Origin of the sequence: Bradyrhizobium sp. AZCC 1577, from assembly GCF_036924575.1 — a bacterium.
Classification (GTDB): domain Bacteria; phylum Pseudomonadota; class Alphaproteobacteria; order Rhizobiales; family Xanthobacteraceae; genus Bradyrhizobium.
Map to the genome: position 1 here is coordinate 4,153,136 of NZ_JAZHRQ010000001.1, position 14,969 is coordinate 4,168,104.

The 14,969-nt window shown below is 62.6% G+C and carries 13 protein-coding genes; 8 read left to right on the forward strand and 5 right to left on the reverse strand.

Annotation, left to right across the window (positions count from 1 at the left end):
- Nucleotides 1–17: 17 nt before the first annotated feature.
- Nucleotides 18–1,100, reverse strand: coding sequence for a zinc-binding alcohol dehydrogenase family protein (locus V1278_RS19540; RefSeq protein WP_334381927.1), 1,083 nt, complete (start codon nt 1,098–1,100; stop codon nt 18–20).
- 106 nt (nt 1,101–1,206) lie between these two features.
- Between V1278_RS19540 and V1278_RS19545 the strand changes: the two genes are divergently transcribed.
- From V1278_RS19545 to V1278_RS19560, 4 genes are all read left to right on the forward strand, one after another.
- Nucleotides 1,207–1,995 carry a helix-turn-helix transcriptional regulator gene (locus V1278_RS19545; RefSeq protein WP_334381928.1) on the forward strand — a complete coding sequence of 263 codons (789 nt, stop codon included), beginning with the start codon at nt 1,207–1,209 and terminating at the stop codon, nt 1,993–1,995.
- 341 nt (nt 1,996–2,336) lie between these two features.
- Complete coding sequence (locus V1278_RS19550) at nt 2,337–3,236, forward strand: alpha/beta hydrolase (protein WP_334363206.1); 900 nt, start codon at nt 2,337–2,339, stop codon at nt 3,234–3,236.
- 104 nt (nt 3,237–3,340) lie between these two features.
- Nucleotides 3,341–4,105, forward strand: coding sequence for a VWA domain-containing protein (locus V1278_RS19555; RefSeq protein ID WP_334363204.1), 765 nt, complete (start codon nt 3,341–3,343; stop codon nt 4,103–4,105).
- Nucleotides 4,106–4,172: 67 nt separating this feature from the next.
- A complete protein-coding gene (locus V1278_RS19560) occupies nt 4,173–4,901 on the forward strand; it encodes a DnaJ domain-containing protein (RefSeq protein WP_334363203.1) in 729 nt (242 codons plus the stop codon).
- A 256-nt stretch (nt 4,902–5,157) separates the two neighbouring features.
- On the opposite strand, the gene V1278_RS19565 is transcribed toward V1278_RS19560, so the two are convergent.
- A complete protein-coding gene (locus V1278_RS19565; RefSeq protein WP_334381929.1) occupies nt 5,158–7,005 on the reverse strand; it encodes a serine hydrolase in 1,848 nt (615 codons plus the stop codon).
- Nucleotides 7,006–7,403: 398 nt separating this feature from the next.
- Between V1278_RS19565 and V1278_RS19570 the strand changes: the two genes are divergently transcribed.
- Entirely contained in the window at nt 7,404–7,742 is a 339-nt protein-coding gene (locus V1278_RS19570) for a phasin family protein (RefSeq protein ID WP_028345580.1), read from the forward strand.
- 75 nt (nt 7,743–7,817) lie between these two features.
- Here the strand turns inward: V1278_RS19570 and V1278_RS19575 are convergent, their stop codons facing one another.
- On the reverse strand, nt 7,818–9,467 hold the full coding sequence (locus V1278_RS19575; protein WP_334381930.1) for a TadE/TadG family type IV pilus assembly protein: 1,650 nt from the start codon (nt 9,465–9,467) through the stop codon (nt 7,818–7,820).
- Between the two features lie 503 nt (nt 9,468–9,970).
- Here V1278_RS19575 and clpS point away from each other — a divergent pair.
- Nucleotides 9,971–10,303: an ATP-dependent Clp protease adapter ClpS gene (clpS, locus tag V1278_RS19580; RefSeq protein WP_028345585.1), complete on the forward strand. Its 333-nt coding sequence runs from the start codon at nt 9,971–9,973 to the stop codon at nt 10,301–10,303.
- Nucleotides 10,304–10,570: 267 nt separating this feature from the next.
- Nucleotides 10,571–12,973 (forward strand): ATP-dependent Clp protease ATP-binding subunit ClpA, encoded by a 2,403-nt coding sequence (gene clpA / locus V1278_RS19585; protein WP_334363199.1) that lies wholly within the window; start codon nt 10,571–10,573, stop codon nt 12,971–12,973.
- Between the two features lie 59 nt (nt 12,974–13,032).
- Here the strand turns inward: clpA and V1278_RS19590 are convergent, their stop codons facing one another.
- Both V1278_RS19590 and V1278_RS19595 read right to left on the reverse strand, forming a co-directional pair.
- Complete coding sequence (locus V1278_RS19590) at nt 13,033–13,218, reverse strand: DUF1737 domain-containing protein (RefSeq protein ID WP_028345587.1); 186 nt, start codon at nt 13,216–13,218, stop codon at nt 13,033–13,035.
- Between the two features lie 77 nt (nt 13,219–13,295).
- The gene (locus V1278_RS19595; protein ID WP_334381931.1) at nt 13,296–13,652 is read right to left on the reverse strand and encodes a PilZ domain-containing protein; all 357 of its coding nucleotides are present in this window, start codon (nt 13,650–13,652) and stop codon (nt 13,296–13,298) included.
- A 238-nt stretch (nt 13,653–13,890) separates the two neighbouring features.
- Here V1278_RS19595 and V1278_RS19600 point away from each other — a divergent pair, with 238 nt between their 5' ends.
- Complete coding sequence (locus V1278_RS19600; RefSeq protein ID WP_334381932.1) at nt 13,891–14,841, forward strand: lytic transglycosylase domain-containing protein; 951 nt, start codon at nt 13,891–13,893, stop codon at nt 14,839–14,841.
- Nucleotides 14,842–14,969: the final 128 nt, after the last annotated feature.

Sequence of the window (14,969 nt, forward strand, 5' to 3'; positions counted from 1 at the left end):
TCGGCAGCCGGCTCAGCCTATCGCGGCTGGATGACCGTCATTTTGAACGGACCACCGTGTGCGGCGGCATGCGCGACCGCCTCGTTGGCGCGGTCCAGACCGAACACGGTGATCTCAAAATGATCGAGATTGACTAGGCCGGCGCAGATCAGGCCGGTCATCAGCGCGGCCGCATGCGGTGGGTACATCCATTGCCCCCGCAGGGTGATGCAGTTTCGCATCATCCAGGGGTAGGGCAGATCGAGGCCGACGCCGCCGAGCAGGCCGACGCCGCCCATCAGCACCACCCGGCCGTAAGGCCGCACCGCCATGATGGCGGTTCGCACCTGCGCGGCGTTGGCCGCCGGCGGGAGGATGTCGAGCACGCAGTCGATCGGGCCGGGCGCCGCCTGCAGGATGCGGGCACGATCGTCGGCCTCGTGGCCACGCATCGGCACGGTCCGGACGCGCCCACCGAACCGCCGCGTTAGCTCAGCCAATGCCTGCTCGTTCCGCCCGGTCGCGACCACGCATTGCGCGCCCAGCCCCAATGCGACGGCGACGGCCGCGCTGCCGAAGCTGCCGGTGGCGCCGTTGACCAGCGCGATCTCTCCGGCTTGCAGTTGTGCGGCAAGGAAGCCGCCGAAGGGTACGAGCAAGGTGCCGAGCGCACACCAACGACCTGCATCCTTCTCATCGATGTCGCCGATCGGAACCGCGTTTTCGGTCGGCACGCGCATCTGCTCGGCCCAGGCGCCGTTGTGGAAATACCGTTGCAGGTGCAGCCCGCCCTCGCTGCCGGCGGTGAGGCCCTGCAGGGCGATGTCGGGCGATAGTGCGTTGTCGCGCGAGCGCACGGTCGGATCGCAATAGACCCAATCGCCAGGGCGAAGGCGGGTCGCGTCGGGGCCGGTGGTCCGGACACGGCCGATCGCGCCGGGGCCGGGCACCATGGGTAGTTCCATCAGGTATTTCCGCTGCCCGCCGAGCACTTCGTTGGCATAGGCCAGCACGCGGCTCGCCATGACGTCGACGATAACCTCGCCGGTGCCGAACAGCGGGTCGGGAAGGGTCTCGATCGCAAGCGGCGATCCGAACGCGTTCAGAACGGCAGCCTTCATGGGACCTCCTCGTTTTGATGAAGCCGAATTCTCGCAGGCTTCATCGCCCCAACAAGACCTGGTATTATCCTAGGACTAAGGAACTCTTCCTCGGGGCGCGGCGCGCATGGCAGAACCAGGCACGAATTCAAGGCAAAGCGAACTCGGCGACTTCCTGCGCTCACGGCGGCAGAAGCTGACTCCGAAGGCGGCCGGCCTGCTGCCCGGCGGCCGTCGGCGGCGCACGCCCGGCCTGCGGCGGGAGGAAGTGGCCGACCTCGCCGGTATCGGCGTCGACTGGTACATCCGTCTCGAGCAGGGACGATCCGTCAGCCCTTCGGCAGCAACGATCGATGCGCTGGCGCGCGCGCTGCGGCTGACCAGGGCCGAACACCGGCATCTGCGAGAGCTGACGCAAAATGCCGACCGGCGCGCCTTTGTCCGCGAGACCGTTCCGCCCGCCGTCCGCCGCACCGTCGAGCAACTCAACCTGCCGGCCTATGTCACTGGCCGGCGCTGGGACATTCTCGCCTGGAATGCAGCCGCCGACGAAATCTTTGCGTTCAGCCGGCTTGCGGAAGCCGACCGCAACAGCCTGCTCTCGGTACTGACCAATCCCGCGACGAGGCGGCTGTTCGGTGAGTCATGGACGGATGAGGCCCAGCGCATGGTTGCCCAGTTCAGGGCGACGCATGACCTGTGGGCCGGCGATCCAGCCTTTCGCGATCTGCTAGCGCGACTGCGTGAAGGCTGTCCGGAATTTATCGGCTGGTGGGAAGCCCACGACGTTAGCGGCGTCGCGGCAGGACGAAAATCCTTGACCCATCCCAAGAAGGGCCGACTGAAACTCGAGTATGCGAGTTTCCAGGCCAATGACGACCCGGCCTTGAAGCTTGTCATCTACACTACGGTCTAAGTCACTGGTATTTCTGCACCGTGATGCACCGTGAACGCAGTGGGTTCCCGGGAACTTGGGCGGCACTACGCCGTTACTTGGGCGCCACTACGCCATTTTCATTAGACTTTTATCGGATGCTCGAACCGAAGCTTGAAAGGAGACGTCTTAAAGTAAAAAGGAGGCCGAATTTGTGGAACTGAGCGGCTGCATAATTGATGGATGCACCGCACAATGATCAGGCGGTCAATACACAACATTTGGCCTTTATGTCACGCCATCGTGACATATATCATCAACAAGAGACCGAAAGAGTCTCAAACAGGGTTGAGCCCCTAGCGGGCGCGAGGACGAAGACAAATATGAAACGTGGAATTCTCGTTCTGCTTTCACTCTCCGTGCTGGTCGCTGTCGCGTTTTTCACCGCGAACAAGTGGGCGATCCGGCACGAGACAATCGCGTTTCATGATCCCGTCCGCGACAATCGTCTAGTGGCGGTCAGCATCGCCGTTCGCCGCGACAAGGAAATGCAGGCCAATGCCGGCTTGATCAAGCTGCCGGTTGCGATCCTCAATCACGGCAACACCGTCAAGAACACCGAGTATTCATTCCTTTCGACCGTGTTCGCCTGGCGCGGCTATCTTGCGGTCAGCCCGCAGCACGATCTACCGACCGATCCGCCGATGGTAACCAAGATCGGTGAACCCTATGTCGGCCGTCTGCCGCAGATTCAGCGCGGCGTCGCCAACATCCATTTCGCTGTCCACGAAATGAAGAAGATCCAGCCTAATGCCGACTATGAAAAGGTGACCATGGTCGGCCATTCGATGGGCGGCGACATCTCGATGTATTTCGCCAAGCAGTATCCCGATGAGATCAAGAAAGTCGTGACGCTGGACAATTTGCGCGTGCCGTTCCTGACCGACGGCAAGTTCAAGATCCTGTCGTTCCGCTCCCAGGACACGCATTTCAAAGCGGACCCCGGCGTCGTGCCTGACGACGAGCAATGCGAGCAGGCCGGCATCACCGTCGTGAACACTGGCTTCCAGCACAACGATATGCGGGACACCGGCCCTGACGCAGCCAAATCCTCGATCCAGTCGATGCTCGACAAGTTCCTAGACGAATCCGACAAGAGCGGCACGTTGAAGCCCGTGCCGACCAAGATACCGGACGTTCTGACCAGCAGCCCGGGACCGGTGCCGCTGTCCGTGCCGTTGGCCAGCAACCCAGCGCCGAAGAACAAGTCCGTCACGAACTAGGCAACTGACCGCTATCGTGCGTTTGCGGCTGCGCCACCGTCCGGCGCATTGACCGGCGCCGTGCACCGTCCCACATAGAGCTTGCTACATACTCGCGAGCGCTCATGGCCGGCGAACCCATCAAGCCAAAATCGGCAGGCGATGTTGCTTCGGCAAAGGCCGAGACACGTAAAGGCGGTCCATTGCCGGAGGCCAAGCCGTCGGCGTCGGAGGACATCGCAGCCTTCGTGGCGAAAGCGCGCGCGATGTCGCCGCACCGCCCGGGCGCCAGGGGAAAACTGGTGTTTGCGCTCGACGCCACCATGAGCCGGCAGCCGACCTGGGACATGGCCTGCGCGCTGCAGGCCGACATGTTTCGCGAGGCGGCCTCGCTCGGCAGCCTCGACATAAGGCTGGTCTATTACCGCGGCTTCAACGAATGCCGCGCCACGGGCTGGATCTCCGATTCCGCGCAACTGGCAAGGTTGATGAGCAAGATCGGTTGCCAGGGCGGCAACACTCAAATCGGCAAGGTGCTGTCGGAGGCGCGCCGCGAGGCGGTGGCGTCCGGCGTGCGCGCCGTGGTGTTCGTCGGCGATGCCATGGAGGAATCCGTCGACGACCTCTGCGCCAAGGCCGGCGAACTCGGCCTGCTCAAGGTACCCGTGTTCATGTTCCAGGAAGGCCACGACCCGACCGCCGAGCAGGCGTTCCGGGAGATTGCGCGGCTCACCGGCGGCGCATGGTGCAGGTTCGACCCTGGCGCCGCGGCGCAGTTGCGCGAACTGCTGCGCGCCGCCGCAGCCTACGCCGCCGGCGGGCGCGAAGCGCTGCTGCGGCTGTCGAAGACAACAAGCGGCGCGGCCGCGCTGATCGGCCAGATGAAGTGATTACGACTTTGGTTGCGACCAGGCCCAGCGCCATGCTTTTCGGCGCCAGTGCCGCTATATTGGAGCCATGGCAACCCTGATTGCCGGCGTTATCGCCGTTGTCGTTCTGTACTTGCTGCTGCAGATGTTTCGTGCAGCCAACCCGGTCGTGCTCGCGCGCGTGATCAAGATCGTGGGCGGCGTGGTGGCGCTGGCGGTCGCAGCTTTCACCGGGCTGCGCGGCGAGCTTGCGGTGGCAATTCCGCTCGGCATCTTCGGCGCCGGCCTGCTCGGCTGGTCGCCGTTCGGGCCGGGCGGCTTCAGCAATATCGGCGGGATATTCGGCGGCGGCGCGCAGCGTTCGTCGGGGCAGGCCTCGCGCGTCCGCTCGCAGTTTCTTGACATGAGTCTCGATCACGACAGCGGCGAACTGTCGGGGCGGATCGTGGACGGGCCGAATGCCGGGCGTTCGCTCGGCGAGTTCGATCTGCCGCAATTGATCGCGATGATACCGGCCTTCGACGCCGAGAGCGTCGCCTTACTTGAAAGCTATCTTGACCGCCGGTTTCCCGCTTGGCGTCAGAACGCGCAAGGCGATGCGGCAGGGGGGCAGCGCCGCACGGCGGCGAGCGGAAAAATGACGGACGAGGAAGCCTATCAGATCCTTGGCCTGCAGCCGGGGGCGGGGCGTGACGACATCAGCCGGGCGCACCGCGCCCTGATGAAGAAACTGCATCCCGACCAGGGGGGCTCGACGTACCTCGCTGCCCGCGTAAACGAGGCCAAGGATACTCTTCTTCGCACGCATTCTAGCTAACTCCGGCTCACGCCACCGACGCTACAAACCGCGAGTTGCTTCCATGCCGTTCTCTGACTGACGCCCCATATCGCCCGCCGTTGTCCGGCGTGGTCGATCGTTCATTGCAGGGAAACCTAACCGGAAATTCTTGACGAGAAGTTTTCGCGGACCGCCTTGGGCGTGATCTCGCGAGAGCCGTTGCGACTGTGCTTGGAAAACAACAAAGCCGGCGCTTGCGGCGCCGGCTTTGCCAAATTCAAAGGAACCGTCCAGATCAGTTGCGAACGGTCATGCAGGAAATGTCGGCGCGCTTGAGGGTCTTGCAAACCGCTTCAGCCTGATCGCGATCGAGACCGGCGAAGCGGGCCCGATAGAGCGTGCGGTTGTCCTTGGCGACCACCGGCTCGGTGAACGGATCGGCCTTGCTGAGCAGCGCGCTGGCCTTGGTGCGGGCGAGATCGATCCGCTGCTTGGCCTCGCTTTCGCTTTCGAGCGCACCAACCTGAATGATCCAGCCGGTGCGGACCACGGCCGGCGCGGCCGGCTTGACGGCGCTGTTCTGCTGGACGGCCGGTGGCTGGGTGTGGGGTGCCGGATCGGCATAGGCCAGCGCCTGCGAGTGCGGGGCTTGCGAGGGGGGCTGTGTCAGGCTGGAAGCGGGCAACACGCCGAGCACGCCTTGTCCGGTACCGTGATTGGCAGGCTGCGGCGGCATCGCGACCCTGGCGGCTTCGGCCTTGGTCTCCGCGACCTTTGCGACGACGGCGCTGGAGGTCTCGGCGATTTCAGGGCGGGCCGGAATGGTGTTGGTGATCGGCGGCGCCGCGGGCTGCGAGGGGCCGGCTGAAGCGAGCTTCATCGGTCCAGCCTTGACCTGAACCGTCTTGACCTTGACCGGCTTCATCGGCTCGGCCGAGCCGGGGATCGCTGATATCGGCTGGGTCTGGATGACGCCGTTGGTCAATGGTGCGGGTTCGGGCCTGGCTTGCTGCTCGAACTTGCTCTGTTCGACCTTGGCGGGCGGTGGGGGCAGGGCAGCGGCTGCGGCCGCCATCAGCGACGGCTTGGCCGGCGCGATCGAGCGGGTGGCCGGCATGGCGGCGAGCCCCGGCTCGGCGGCGGCGAGGGCGCCGCCGGACTGAGCCGTTTCGGCCGGACGCGCAACGGTCTCGGCTGCGGCGACATCGACGGTGCCGTCGGCGGGATTGCGCTCGGTGATCGCAACGACGGTGCGCTTGGTCGCGCCCTTCTCGAGGTTTTCGGCCAGCAGGTTGCGCATGGTGGCATCGCGCGAACCGCCACTGCGGCCGCCCAGCACCACGCCGATCAGGTGGCGGTTGCCACGGCGCATCGAGCTTACGAGGTTGAAGCCGGACGCGCGGGTGTAGCCGGTCTTGATGCCATCGACGCCTTCGACATTGCCGAGCAGGCGATTGTGGTTGCGGATCGACTGTCCGCGATAATTGAACACCGTGGTCGCGAAGTAGCGGTAGTAGCGCGGGAAGCGATCCTGGATGGCGCGGCCGAGGGTCGCCTGATCACGCGCGGTGGTCAGTTGCTCGTCGTTGGGCAGGCCGGAGGCGTTGCGATAGGTGGTTTTGCTCATGCCGAGCGCGCGCGCCTTGCGCGTCATCAGCCTGGCGAATTCGGCTTCATCGCCGGCAATCGCTTCGGCGACCACGACAGCGGCGTCATTGGCGGAACGCGTCACTAGGCCTTTGATGGCGTCCTCGACCTTCAGGGTCTGGCCCGGGCGCAGGCCGAGCTTGGTCGGCGCCTGCTCGGAGGCGTGCTCGGAGACTTCCATCTCGGTGTCGAGCTTCATCTTGCCGGATTCCAGGCGCTCGAACAGCAGATAGAGCGTCATGATCTTGGTCAGCGACGCCGGGCGCCGGATGCCGTCGGGATTGTTGGAGGCGAGCACCGCGCCCGAATTGCCGTCGACGATGATGGAGGAGAATTGCGGGCTATAGCTTTCGCGCGCGACGTGATGGTGGCGACGGTGCTTGGAGCGGCGCGCCTCGGCGCTCTCGCTCGAGATCAATATTGCTGTCGTGAAGGTAACCAGTCCGAGGGCGCACATTCGCAATGCGCGCGAGGAAGCCAAGGTTGTACGAAGCATTTACTTCCCCGTCCCAATTTCAGTCTTGATCACCGGCTCGTGAGGCAAAATTGTGCCCACCAGCCGCTGATGGTTCCCCGTTCGAAGCGCCGGTCCGGCCATGGTGCGAGGCTGGAGTGGCCGATCAGGTCGCTTTTCTAGCTAAGATGCTGTTCACAAACAGCTTTCGGGCTGTCTGTCGGAAGACGAACAAGTCCAGGAATCAGGTTAGGCGGAGCGAGTTTCCAAAAGATTAATTAACCGTTGCGTAAGACCCCGGGGTTTTTGTTAATTGACCATATTTGTGCGCCGCACAAGAATCCTTGACTTTATTGTGCGGTGCACATATAGGGGCGTTGTGGTCAGGGAGCCGGGACCTCCCGGCAATAGGAACGCTCAGTCTGGGAAAGGACTCCATGATGGTCAAAATTGAAGACATTCAGAACTACGGCAAAGAGCATCTCGAATCGGTTGCCGCTTCCGCAACCAACGTGCAGAGCGGCGTTCAGGCGATCGCCACCGCCTACGGCGACTACGCCAAGAAATCGTTCGAAGACACCAAGTCGTTTGTCGAAAAGCTCTCCGGCGTGAAGTCGCTGGACAAGGCGCTCGAAGCCCAGACCGAATTTGCGCGTTCTTCCTACGAAACCTTCGTCGCGGAGTCGCAGAAGATTGCGGGCCTCTACACCGACCTCGCCAAGCAGGCCTACAAGCCCTATGAAGGCCTGGTCGCGAAGTTCACCCCGGCCGCGCACTAATTCGCGGCTCCCTATTTCGAAAACAAAAAGCCCGGCCGTAACGGCCGGGCTTTTTTCGTGAGCTTTTCGCGGCGCTTATTTCGCGACGCGGAGCCTGGAGATTTGCGTGAGGATGTTCTTGAATGCATCCGAAGTCTGAGTGGCGCTCGTGATCATCTGGAAGCTGCCATCGGGAGTCGCGCACTCCTTCAGCACCTGGGACTCCGCATCGGCGCTATTGATGTTGACCTGAATCGTGAACACCGTGACGGGGTGCAACTTATCATCCCTGATGTTCTGGCAGAGGATCTTTTGACGGGCGTCAATGCTCGACGTGGATGAACTCCAGCGGTTTTGGGTGTTCAGTCCGTCGGACAGCAGGACGATGAAGTCCTGGTAGACGTAGTTGGCTTCTTTCGGTGGCGCCTTGATAGGGCCATTATCCGTACTGACGGATTGCCAGCCCCATGCCAGACCCACCGCCTGGTTGGTATTGCCGCTGGCAACCATGGCGTTGATCTGATCCTTGAGAGTTTGAAAATTCTCGCTCATCGGTGTCACCGTTGAGTCAAGGCATTGAGACCACTGTTCCGCATAGAACTGCGTTGATGGGCTGCCGCCACTTGATCCCGGTGCGATGTTCGTCGTGTCGTAAGCCTGGTCGCGATCGTTGATGCAGCCGGTCCAGGTGCTGCGCGCGGGCCTTGCTGGCGCCGTCGCCGCGGTGTCATCACCACGCCAAAAGTGACAGACCTTGCTTGAGCCGCTCCCGAAGCACGTGCATCTGCTCGGTCCGAATGCTCCGCAACTTGCGCTCGAGCCGGTCGTGGTCGTGTAGCACCCATTGTAGTAAATGTTGGCTTTGCCGGACACCTTTTGGCCGTTATCGAGGCCGGGGCAGATGTAGCCGTTCGAAGGTATTTTGCTTCTGGTCTGAGCTCCGCTTTGTGTTGCGGGCCTGTCCATACAAACAAAGCCGTGCGTGCTTTTCGAGAAAGGACAGTCCGAACCAGCTATGGCCGTCCTGAAGGCATTATTAATGCTTTTGGATTTGTCGTTCAGAATCGGAGGCTCAGCCTCCCACTCTGCCCAATTGATCCATGACGCATCGACATTCGCGGTGCCGACATTGACGTCTTTCGCGAACGGGATGATGGAGATGTAAACGTCGCCGGTCTTCTTCCAGTATTTGGACAGGTCCGTGATCATGTCCGTGGCGGCTTTTTGCATGGCCCCCATCTTGCCATTCGCATCCATCGACCCGGTATTATCCAGCACCAGCGCCACGCGCATGCGCTTGCTGCCCCAGGCCGAAGTGGAACTGGTATTGAAGTCCAGGGTCGGGAAGCCGGCGATCCGCATGAGTGTGGTATCCACCGCGCCGGAGCCGTTGACCAGGATGGTCGCGCCGTTGCCGGAGGTTGGGGTATAGCTTGCCTTGATCGTGACCGACTTGGCGTCCGTGGTATAGAGGGCCTTGAAATACGCGTCTGCCTTCTCCGAGATTTCAGAGGCCTGGATTGTGCCCTCGGTCAGGTCCTTCGCCAGCATCAGCGCGGTGGAATCGAGGGCGGCCTGCATCGAGGAGCGGGCGCTGTTGGCGCGGGTGTAATCAACCGCTGCGCCGACGAAAGCGATGATCGGGATTACCGCGATCCCGAACAGGATCGCGATGTTGCCGTCATTGGCGCCGACAAACCGGCTGGCAGCCGTGCGAAAGCGACGGAATACGACTGTATCGAGCATGGCCTCACCGCAAATGTGATTTCTTACGGGCATTTCCGCCCGGGCCGCTAAACAGGCGGTAAACCGGTTCCGCCAAAAACGGGTCAAACCCGGTGCACCGCCAAACCGGTCGCCAAAAGACCCCGGCATGCTCAACGGCGGCTAAACGACCCGTCGCCGTCCTTTGTCAAATCCGTGAGAAACGATTAACCTTGCTCCGGATAGCCGAGCCGGGAATCGGGTCGGTCGAGGGACGTGGCAGGGCAACATCAGTGCGCTTGCGGCGATCCGGCGGCGGACCCATATTCCAGGTGCCGATCCGGCCAACGGGTCGGACCGGGAGCGGCGATCTGGAATAAGCGTTACTGGGTACCAGGCGGTGGCTCACCTCAGAGCCGATCGCGTGTGGGCCAGGATGCGCCCTCCGGTCATCCCCTTTTGGAATTTCGAACGCCTGAGCCATGTTGCAGCCAACCTTCAAAGCTTGTCCGTCCGTGCCGGCAAAGTCACCCTCTGCTCCCCGAATGAGCAATGACGAGAACCGCAACGCCGGAACCGGCGGACCATCAACATCGGTCATCACCAAGGTCAAGCCGAAGACCAAGCGTCCGAACCTCTATCGGGTCCTTATTTTGAACGACGACTACACGCCGATGGAGTTCGTCGTTCATGTGCTGGAGAAGTTCTTCCAGAAGGACGCCGAAGCGGCCACCAAGATCATGCTCCATGTCCATCACCACGGGATCGGTGAGTGCGGCGTGTTTACTTACGAGATTGCCGAGACCAAGGTCACGCAGGTGATGGATTTTGCGCGCAAGCACCAGCACCCACTGCAATGTGTGATGGAAAAAAAATAGCCGCGCGTGGCTCGCGATCCGGCCGGAAATAAGGAACGGGATTGCATGGATCGGTGTTGATGGACGCCGACCGTATTCCCGGCAGTTTTTTCAGGGGAGAGGGTCGCGTGCCGCCGCCGTGGTGCGGCGAATTTAGAGGAAAACTACGCTTGCGGAACCGGTCTTTCGCCACGATCGTGTGTAACTATATGACAGGGGATGACGAAGGTTGTTGTTGCCTCACCGGGTAATGGCGATCATGATGACCGGGGGCCATAGAGGACGCGAATGCCAACTTTTTCCCAAAGCCTTGAACAATCCCTGCATCGTGCATTGGCGATTGCAAACGAGCGCCATCATCAATATGCGACGCTCGAACATCTTCTGCTGTCGCTGATCGATGACTCGGATGCGGCTGCGGTGATGCGCGCGTGCAGCGTCGATCTCGACAAGCTGCGCACCAGCCTCGTCAATTATCTCGAGACCGAATTCGAAAATCTGGTGACTGACGGCGCCGATGACGCCAAGCCGACGGCCGGTTTCCAGCGCGTGATCCAGCGCGCGGTGATACACGTCCAGTCATCGGGGCGCGAGGAAGTCACCGGCGCCAACGTGCTGATCGCGATTTTCGCGGAGCGCGAAAGTCACGCCGCCTATTTCCTGCAGGAGCAGGACATGACGCGGTACGACGCGGTCAACTACATCAGCCATGGCATCGCCAAGCGGCCGGGCGTCTCCGAAGCGCGCCCGGTGCGCGGCGTCGACGAGGAGACCGAGACCAAGGGCAACGAGGACGCCAAGAAGAAGGGCGAGGCGCTCGAGACCTATTGCGTCAACCTGAACAAGAAGGCGCGGGACGGCAAGATCGATCCGGTGATCGGGCGCAATGCCGAGATCAACCGTGCCATCCAGGTGCTGTGCCGCCGCCAGAAGAACAACCCGCTGTTCGTCGGCGATGCCGGCGTTGGCAAGACTGCGATCGCGGAAGGGCTCGCCAAGCGCATCGTCGACAGCGAGGTGCCGGAAGTGCTGGCTGCGGCCACCGTATTCTCGCTCGACATGGGCACGCTGCTCGCGGGCACGCGGTATCGCGGCGATTTCGAGGAGCGGTTGAAGCAGGTGTTGAAGGAGCTGGAGGCGCATCCGAACGCCATCCTGTTCATCGATGAGATCCACACCGTGATCGGAGCAGGGGCCACCTCCGGCGGCGCAATGGACGCGTCCAACCTGCTCAAGCCGGCGCTCGCCGCGGGCAACATCCGCTGCATGGGCTCAACCACCTACAAGGAATATCGCCAGCATTTCGAGAAGGACCGCGCGCTGGTGCGCCGCTTCCAGAAGATCGACATCAACGAGCCGACGGTGGAAGACGCGATCGCGATCCTGAAGGGCCTCAAGCCTTATTTCGAGGATTACCATCGGCTGAAATACACCAATGAGGCGATCGAGGCGGCCGTGCAGCTCTCCTCGCGCTACATCCACGACCGCAAGCTGCCCGACAAGGCGATCGACGTGATCGACGAGTCCGGCGCGGCGCAGATGCTGGTCGCCGAGAACCGGCGCAAGAAGACGATCGGCATCAAGGAAATCGAGACTACGATCGCGACCATGGCGCGGATTCCGCCCAAGAGCGTGTCAAAGAACGATGCCGAGGTGCTGAAGCACCTTGAGCAGACCTTGAAGCGCGTGGTGTTCGGCCAGGACAAGGCGATCGAGTCGCTATCCGCCGCGATCAAGCTGGCGCGCGCCGGCCTGCGCGAACCGGAAAAGCCGATCGGCTCCTACCTGTTCTCCGGTCCGACCGGCGTCGGCAAGACCGAAGTTGCAAAACAGCTTGCGGCCTCGCTCGGTGTCGAGCTGCTTCGCTTCGACATGTCCGAATACATGGAGCGGCACACGGTGTCGCGTCTGATCGGCGCGCCTCCTGGCTATGTCGGCTTCGACCAGGGCGGCCTGTTGACCGATGGCGTGGACCAGCATCCGCACTGCGTGGTGCTGCTCGACGAAATCGAGAAGGCGCATCCGGATCTCTACAACGTGCTGCTGCAGATCATGGATCACGGCCGGCTGACCGATCACAACGGCAAGCAGGTCAACTTCCGCAACGTGATCCTGATCATGACCACGAATGCGGGCGCTGCCGACCTCGCGCGCCAAGCCTTCGGCTTCACGCGCAACAAGCGGGAAGGCGACGACCATGAGGCGATCAACCGCCAGTTCGCGCCGGAATTCCGCAACCGGCTGGACGCGATCGTTTCGTTCGCTCACCTCAACGCCGACGTCATCGGTATGGTGGTGGAGAAGTTCGTGCTGCAGCTCGAGGCGCAGCTCGCCGACCGCGACGTCACCATCGAGCTGTCGGAACCAGCCAAGGCCTGGCTGATCGAGCATGGCTACGATGAGCAGATGGGTGCGCGGCCGATGGCGCGCGTGATCCAGGAGTACATCAAGAAACCGCTCGCGGACGAGGTGCTGTTCGGTCAGCTCAAGGGCGGTGGCCATGTCCGCGTCGTGCTGGTCAAGGACGCCGAGGGCAAAGACAAGATCGGCTTCGAGTTCGTCGAGGGCCCGGTCACGCCGAAGCCCGAGAAGCTGCCGGGGGCGCGCAAGCGCAAACCGAAGCCGGGCGGCCCCAACGGGGGCGGCGGCTCCAAGGGGCCTGCGTCCAAGGGACCGCTGGTCAAGGCATAAGCGGCCTCAATCCGAAACGAAGAGCCGGCGCGTCGCAAGACCGCCGGCTTTTTGATGCCCTAACTGCCCGGCCAAACCAACGCTTGGGCGGCCACGACATATTCACCGTTGAACGTCACGGAAGGCGAGCCATACAGTACATATCCGAGCTCAATTGCCTCGGAAACGCGCCGGCAGAAGGCAGCGTCATCCTTGCCGGTCAGCAGGCGATAGACGGGCAGGTCGTCTGGCGGTTTTGGAGACATGCTAACTCCAGCAATACCGTGGTTGGGCCGCGGCACCGTAAGTCGTCTATGGTGTTGCCTACAAGACCCGTCGGCGCTCAGCGCTCGCCGAGCAACTCGTCGATCCGGCGTTCGAGTTGCCGCTTCTTGATCTCGCTTCTGCGCAGCCGCTCCTCGAGATCGGAGACCGGCTCGGCCGGGCTTTGACCATAGAATGCGACACCGACGAAATTGTCGCGCCACCAGATGACCCTGGCGAGGAAGGAGCGACCCTTGCGCGCGATGCGCAGCGAGAGCTGCTCTTTCGGCAACTGGATGTCATTGCTGAATTCGATGGTCGCGCCGTGATCGGAGATATTGCGGACGATGCATTCGCGCGTCGCGCCGTGTTCGCCGATCTCGGCGACGCCGCCATACATCACCTTGTCGCGCACGCTCTCGCGCCGGTCCTGCATTGAAAGTTCTCCCAAAAAAGTGAGGAGACTTTTACCCCGCTTTGTTGCCGGTAAAAGTCCGGCCGCCGCAAAATGCGGCGTTAACGTAAATTAACGCCGGTTCCGATGGCGGGGATTTAGGAGCAATTGCAACGCAAAAAAGGCGGCGCGCAGCCGAGAGGCGGCGGACCCACCTGCAAGCCATGATCGTTTGACCAACATTTCCACCGCAATGCGCATTCCCGGATTGCGAACTGCCATGCAAAAAGGTCGGTTTCTTCGCTCCCTATGGTGCACGCTGTGGCTTTTGTCCTCGGTAGCGAACGCCTTCGCCGAGGACGCGGGTGAGGCTACCCGGTCGAGCGCGACGCCTAGCCAAAGGCCGGCCACCGCGCGCGAGAGCGAGGCGCGCGAGGCGATGTGCCTGATGATCGAGTCGGCGGCGAGGGCCTCGGACCTGCCGCTGGAGTTCTTCGCGCGCGTGATCTGGCAGGAGAGCCGCTTTCAGTCCGATGCTGTCGGGCCGGTGACGCGCAGCGGCGCGCGGGCGCAGGGCATTGCGCAGTTCATGCCGGGAACGGCGAACGAGCGCGGCCTGCTCGATCCCTTCAATCCCGTGCAGGCGCTGCCGAAGTCGGCCGAGTTTCTCGACGAGCTGCGCAACCAGTTCGGCAATCTCGGGCTCGCCGCCGCGGCGTACAATGCCGGCCCGCGGCGGGTGCAGGAATGGCTGGCCGGCACTGGTGGGATGCCGCAGGAAACCCGCAGCTACGTGATCGCCATCACCGGCTCCACGGTCGAGGAGTGGGCCGCGGCGGGAAAGGGCGGCAAGCAGCCCCAACGAATCCCGACATCGAGCTGCCGCGAATTGATGGCGCTTTTGAAACAAGCGCCCAATCCCTTTATCGCCGGGCTGGAGCAGCGCGTGAAGCTCGCCGCCGCGAAGGTGTGGGGCGTGCAGCTCGCCGCCGGCTTTTCCCGCGACAAGGCGCTTGCGATGTATGGGCGCGCGGTCTCTCGTCTTTCGAGCGCGATCGGCAATCGCGACCCCAGCATTCTCGCCTCGCGCCTGCGCAGCCGCGGCCCGGCGACGTTCTACCAGGTGCGCTTCGGCGCCGACACACGCGGCGAGGCCGACGACCTCTGCAACCGCATCCGCAAAGCGGGAGGCGCGTGTTTTGTGCTGAGAAACAGGGGCGTGCCGGGGTGATGAGACCAGATTACGGGGCTTGATCCCGTCATTGCGAGGAGCGCTAGCGACGAAGCAATCCATCTATCAGGTATGCCGTGCTATGGATTGCGTCGCTTCGCTCGCAATGACGGGGAAACGGCTTACCA

Excerpts from the sequence above, each read along its gene's own strand:
- V1278_RS19540 (WP_334381927.1), bottom strand. The coding sequence starts at position 1,100 with ATGAAGGCTGCCGTTCTGAACGCGTTCGGATCGCCGCTTGCGATCGAG.
- V1278_RS19570 (WP_028345580.1), top strand. The coding sequence starts at position 7,404 with ATGGTCAAAATTGAAGACATTCAGAACTACGGCAAAGAGCATCTCGAA.
- V1278_RS19550 (WP_334363206.1), top strand. The coding sequence starts at position 2,337 with ATGAAACGTGGAATTCTCGTTCTGCTTTCACTCTCCGTGCTGGTCGCT.
- V1278_RS19555 (WP_334363204.1), top strand. The coding sequence starts at position 3,341 with ATGGCCGGCGAACCCATCAAGCCAAAATCGGCAGGCGATGTTGCTTCG.
- V1278_RS19575 (WP_334381930.1), bottom strand. The coding sequence starts at position 9,467 with ATGCTCGATACAGTCGTATTCCGTCGCTTTCGCACGGCTGCCAGCCGG.
- V1278_RS19565 (WP_334381929.1), bottom strand. The coding sequence starts at position 7,005 with ATGCTTCGTACAACCTTGGCTTCCTCGCGCGCATTGCGAATGTGCGCC.
- clpA (WP_334363199.1), top strand. The coding sequence starts at position 10,571 with ATGCCAACTTTTTCCCAAAGCCTTGAACAATCCCTGCATCGTGCATTG.
- V1278_RS19595 (WP_334381931.1), bottom strand. The coding sequence starts at position 13,652 with ATGCAGGACCGGCGCGAGAGCGTGCGCGACAAGGTGATGTATGGCGGC.
- V1278_RS19590 (WP_028345587.1), bottom strand. The coding sequence starts at position 13,218 with ATGTCTCCAAAACCGCCAGACGACCTGCCCGTCTATCGCCTGCTGACC.
- V1278_RS19560 (WP_334363203.1), top strand. The coding sequence starts at position 4,173 with ATGGCAACCCTGATTGCCGGCGTTATCGCCGTTGTCGTTCTGTACTTG.
- clpS (WP_028345585.1), top strand. The coding sequence starts at position 9,971 with ATGAGCAATGACGAGAACCGCAACGCCGGAACCGGCGGACCATCAACA.
- V1278_RS19545 (WP_334381928.1), top strand. The coding sequence starts at position 1,207 with ATGGCAGAACCAGGCACGAATTCAAGGCAAAGCGAACTCGGCGACTTC.
- V1278_RS19600 (WP_334381932.1), top strand. The coding sequence starts at position 13,891 with ATGCAAAAAGGTCGGTTTCTTCGCTCCCTATGGTGCACGCTGTGGCTT.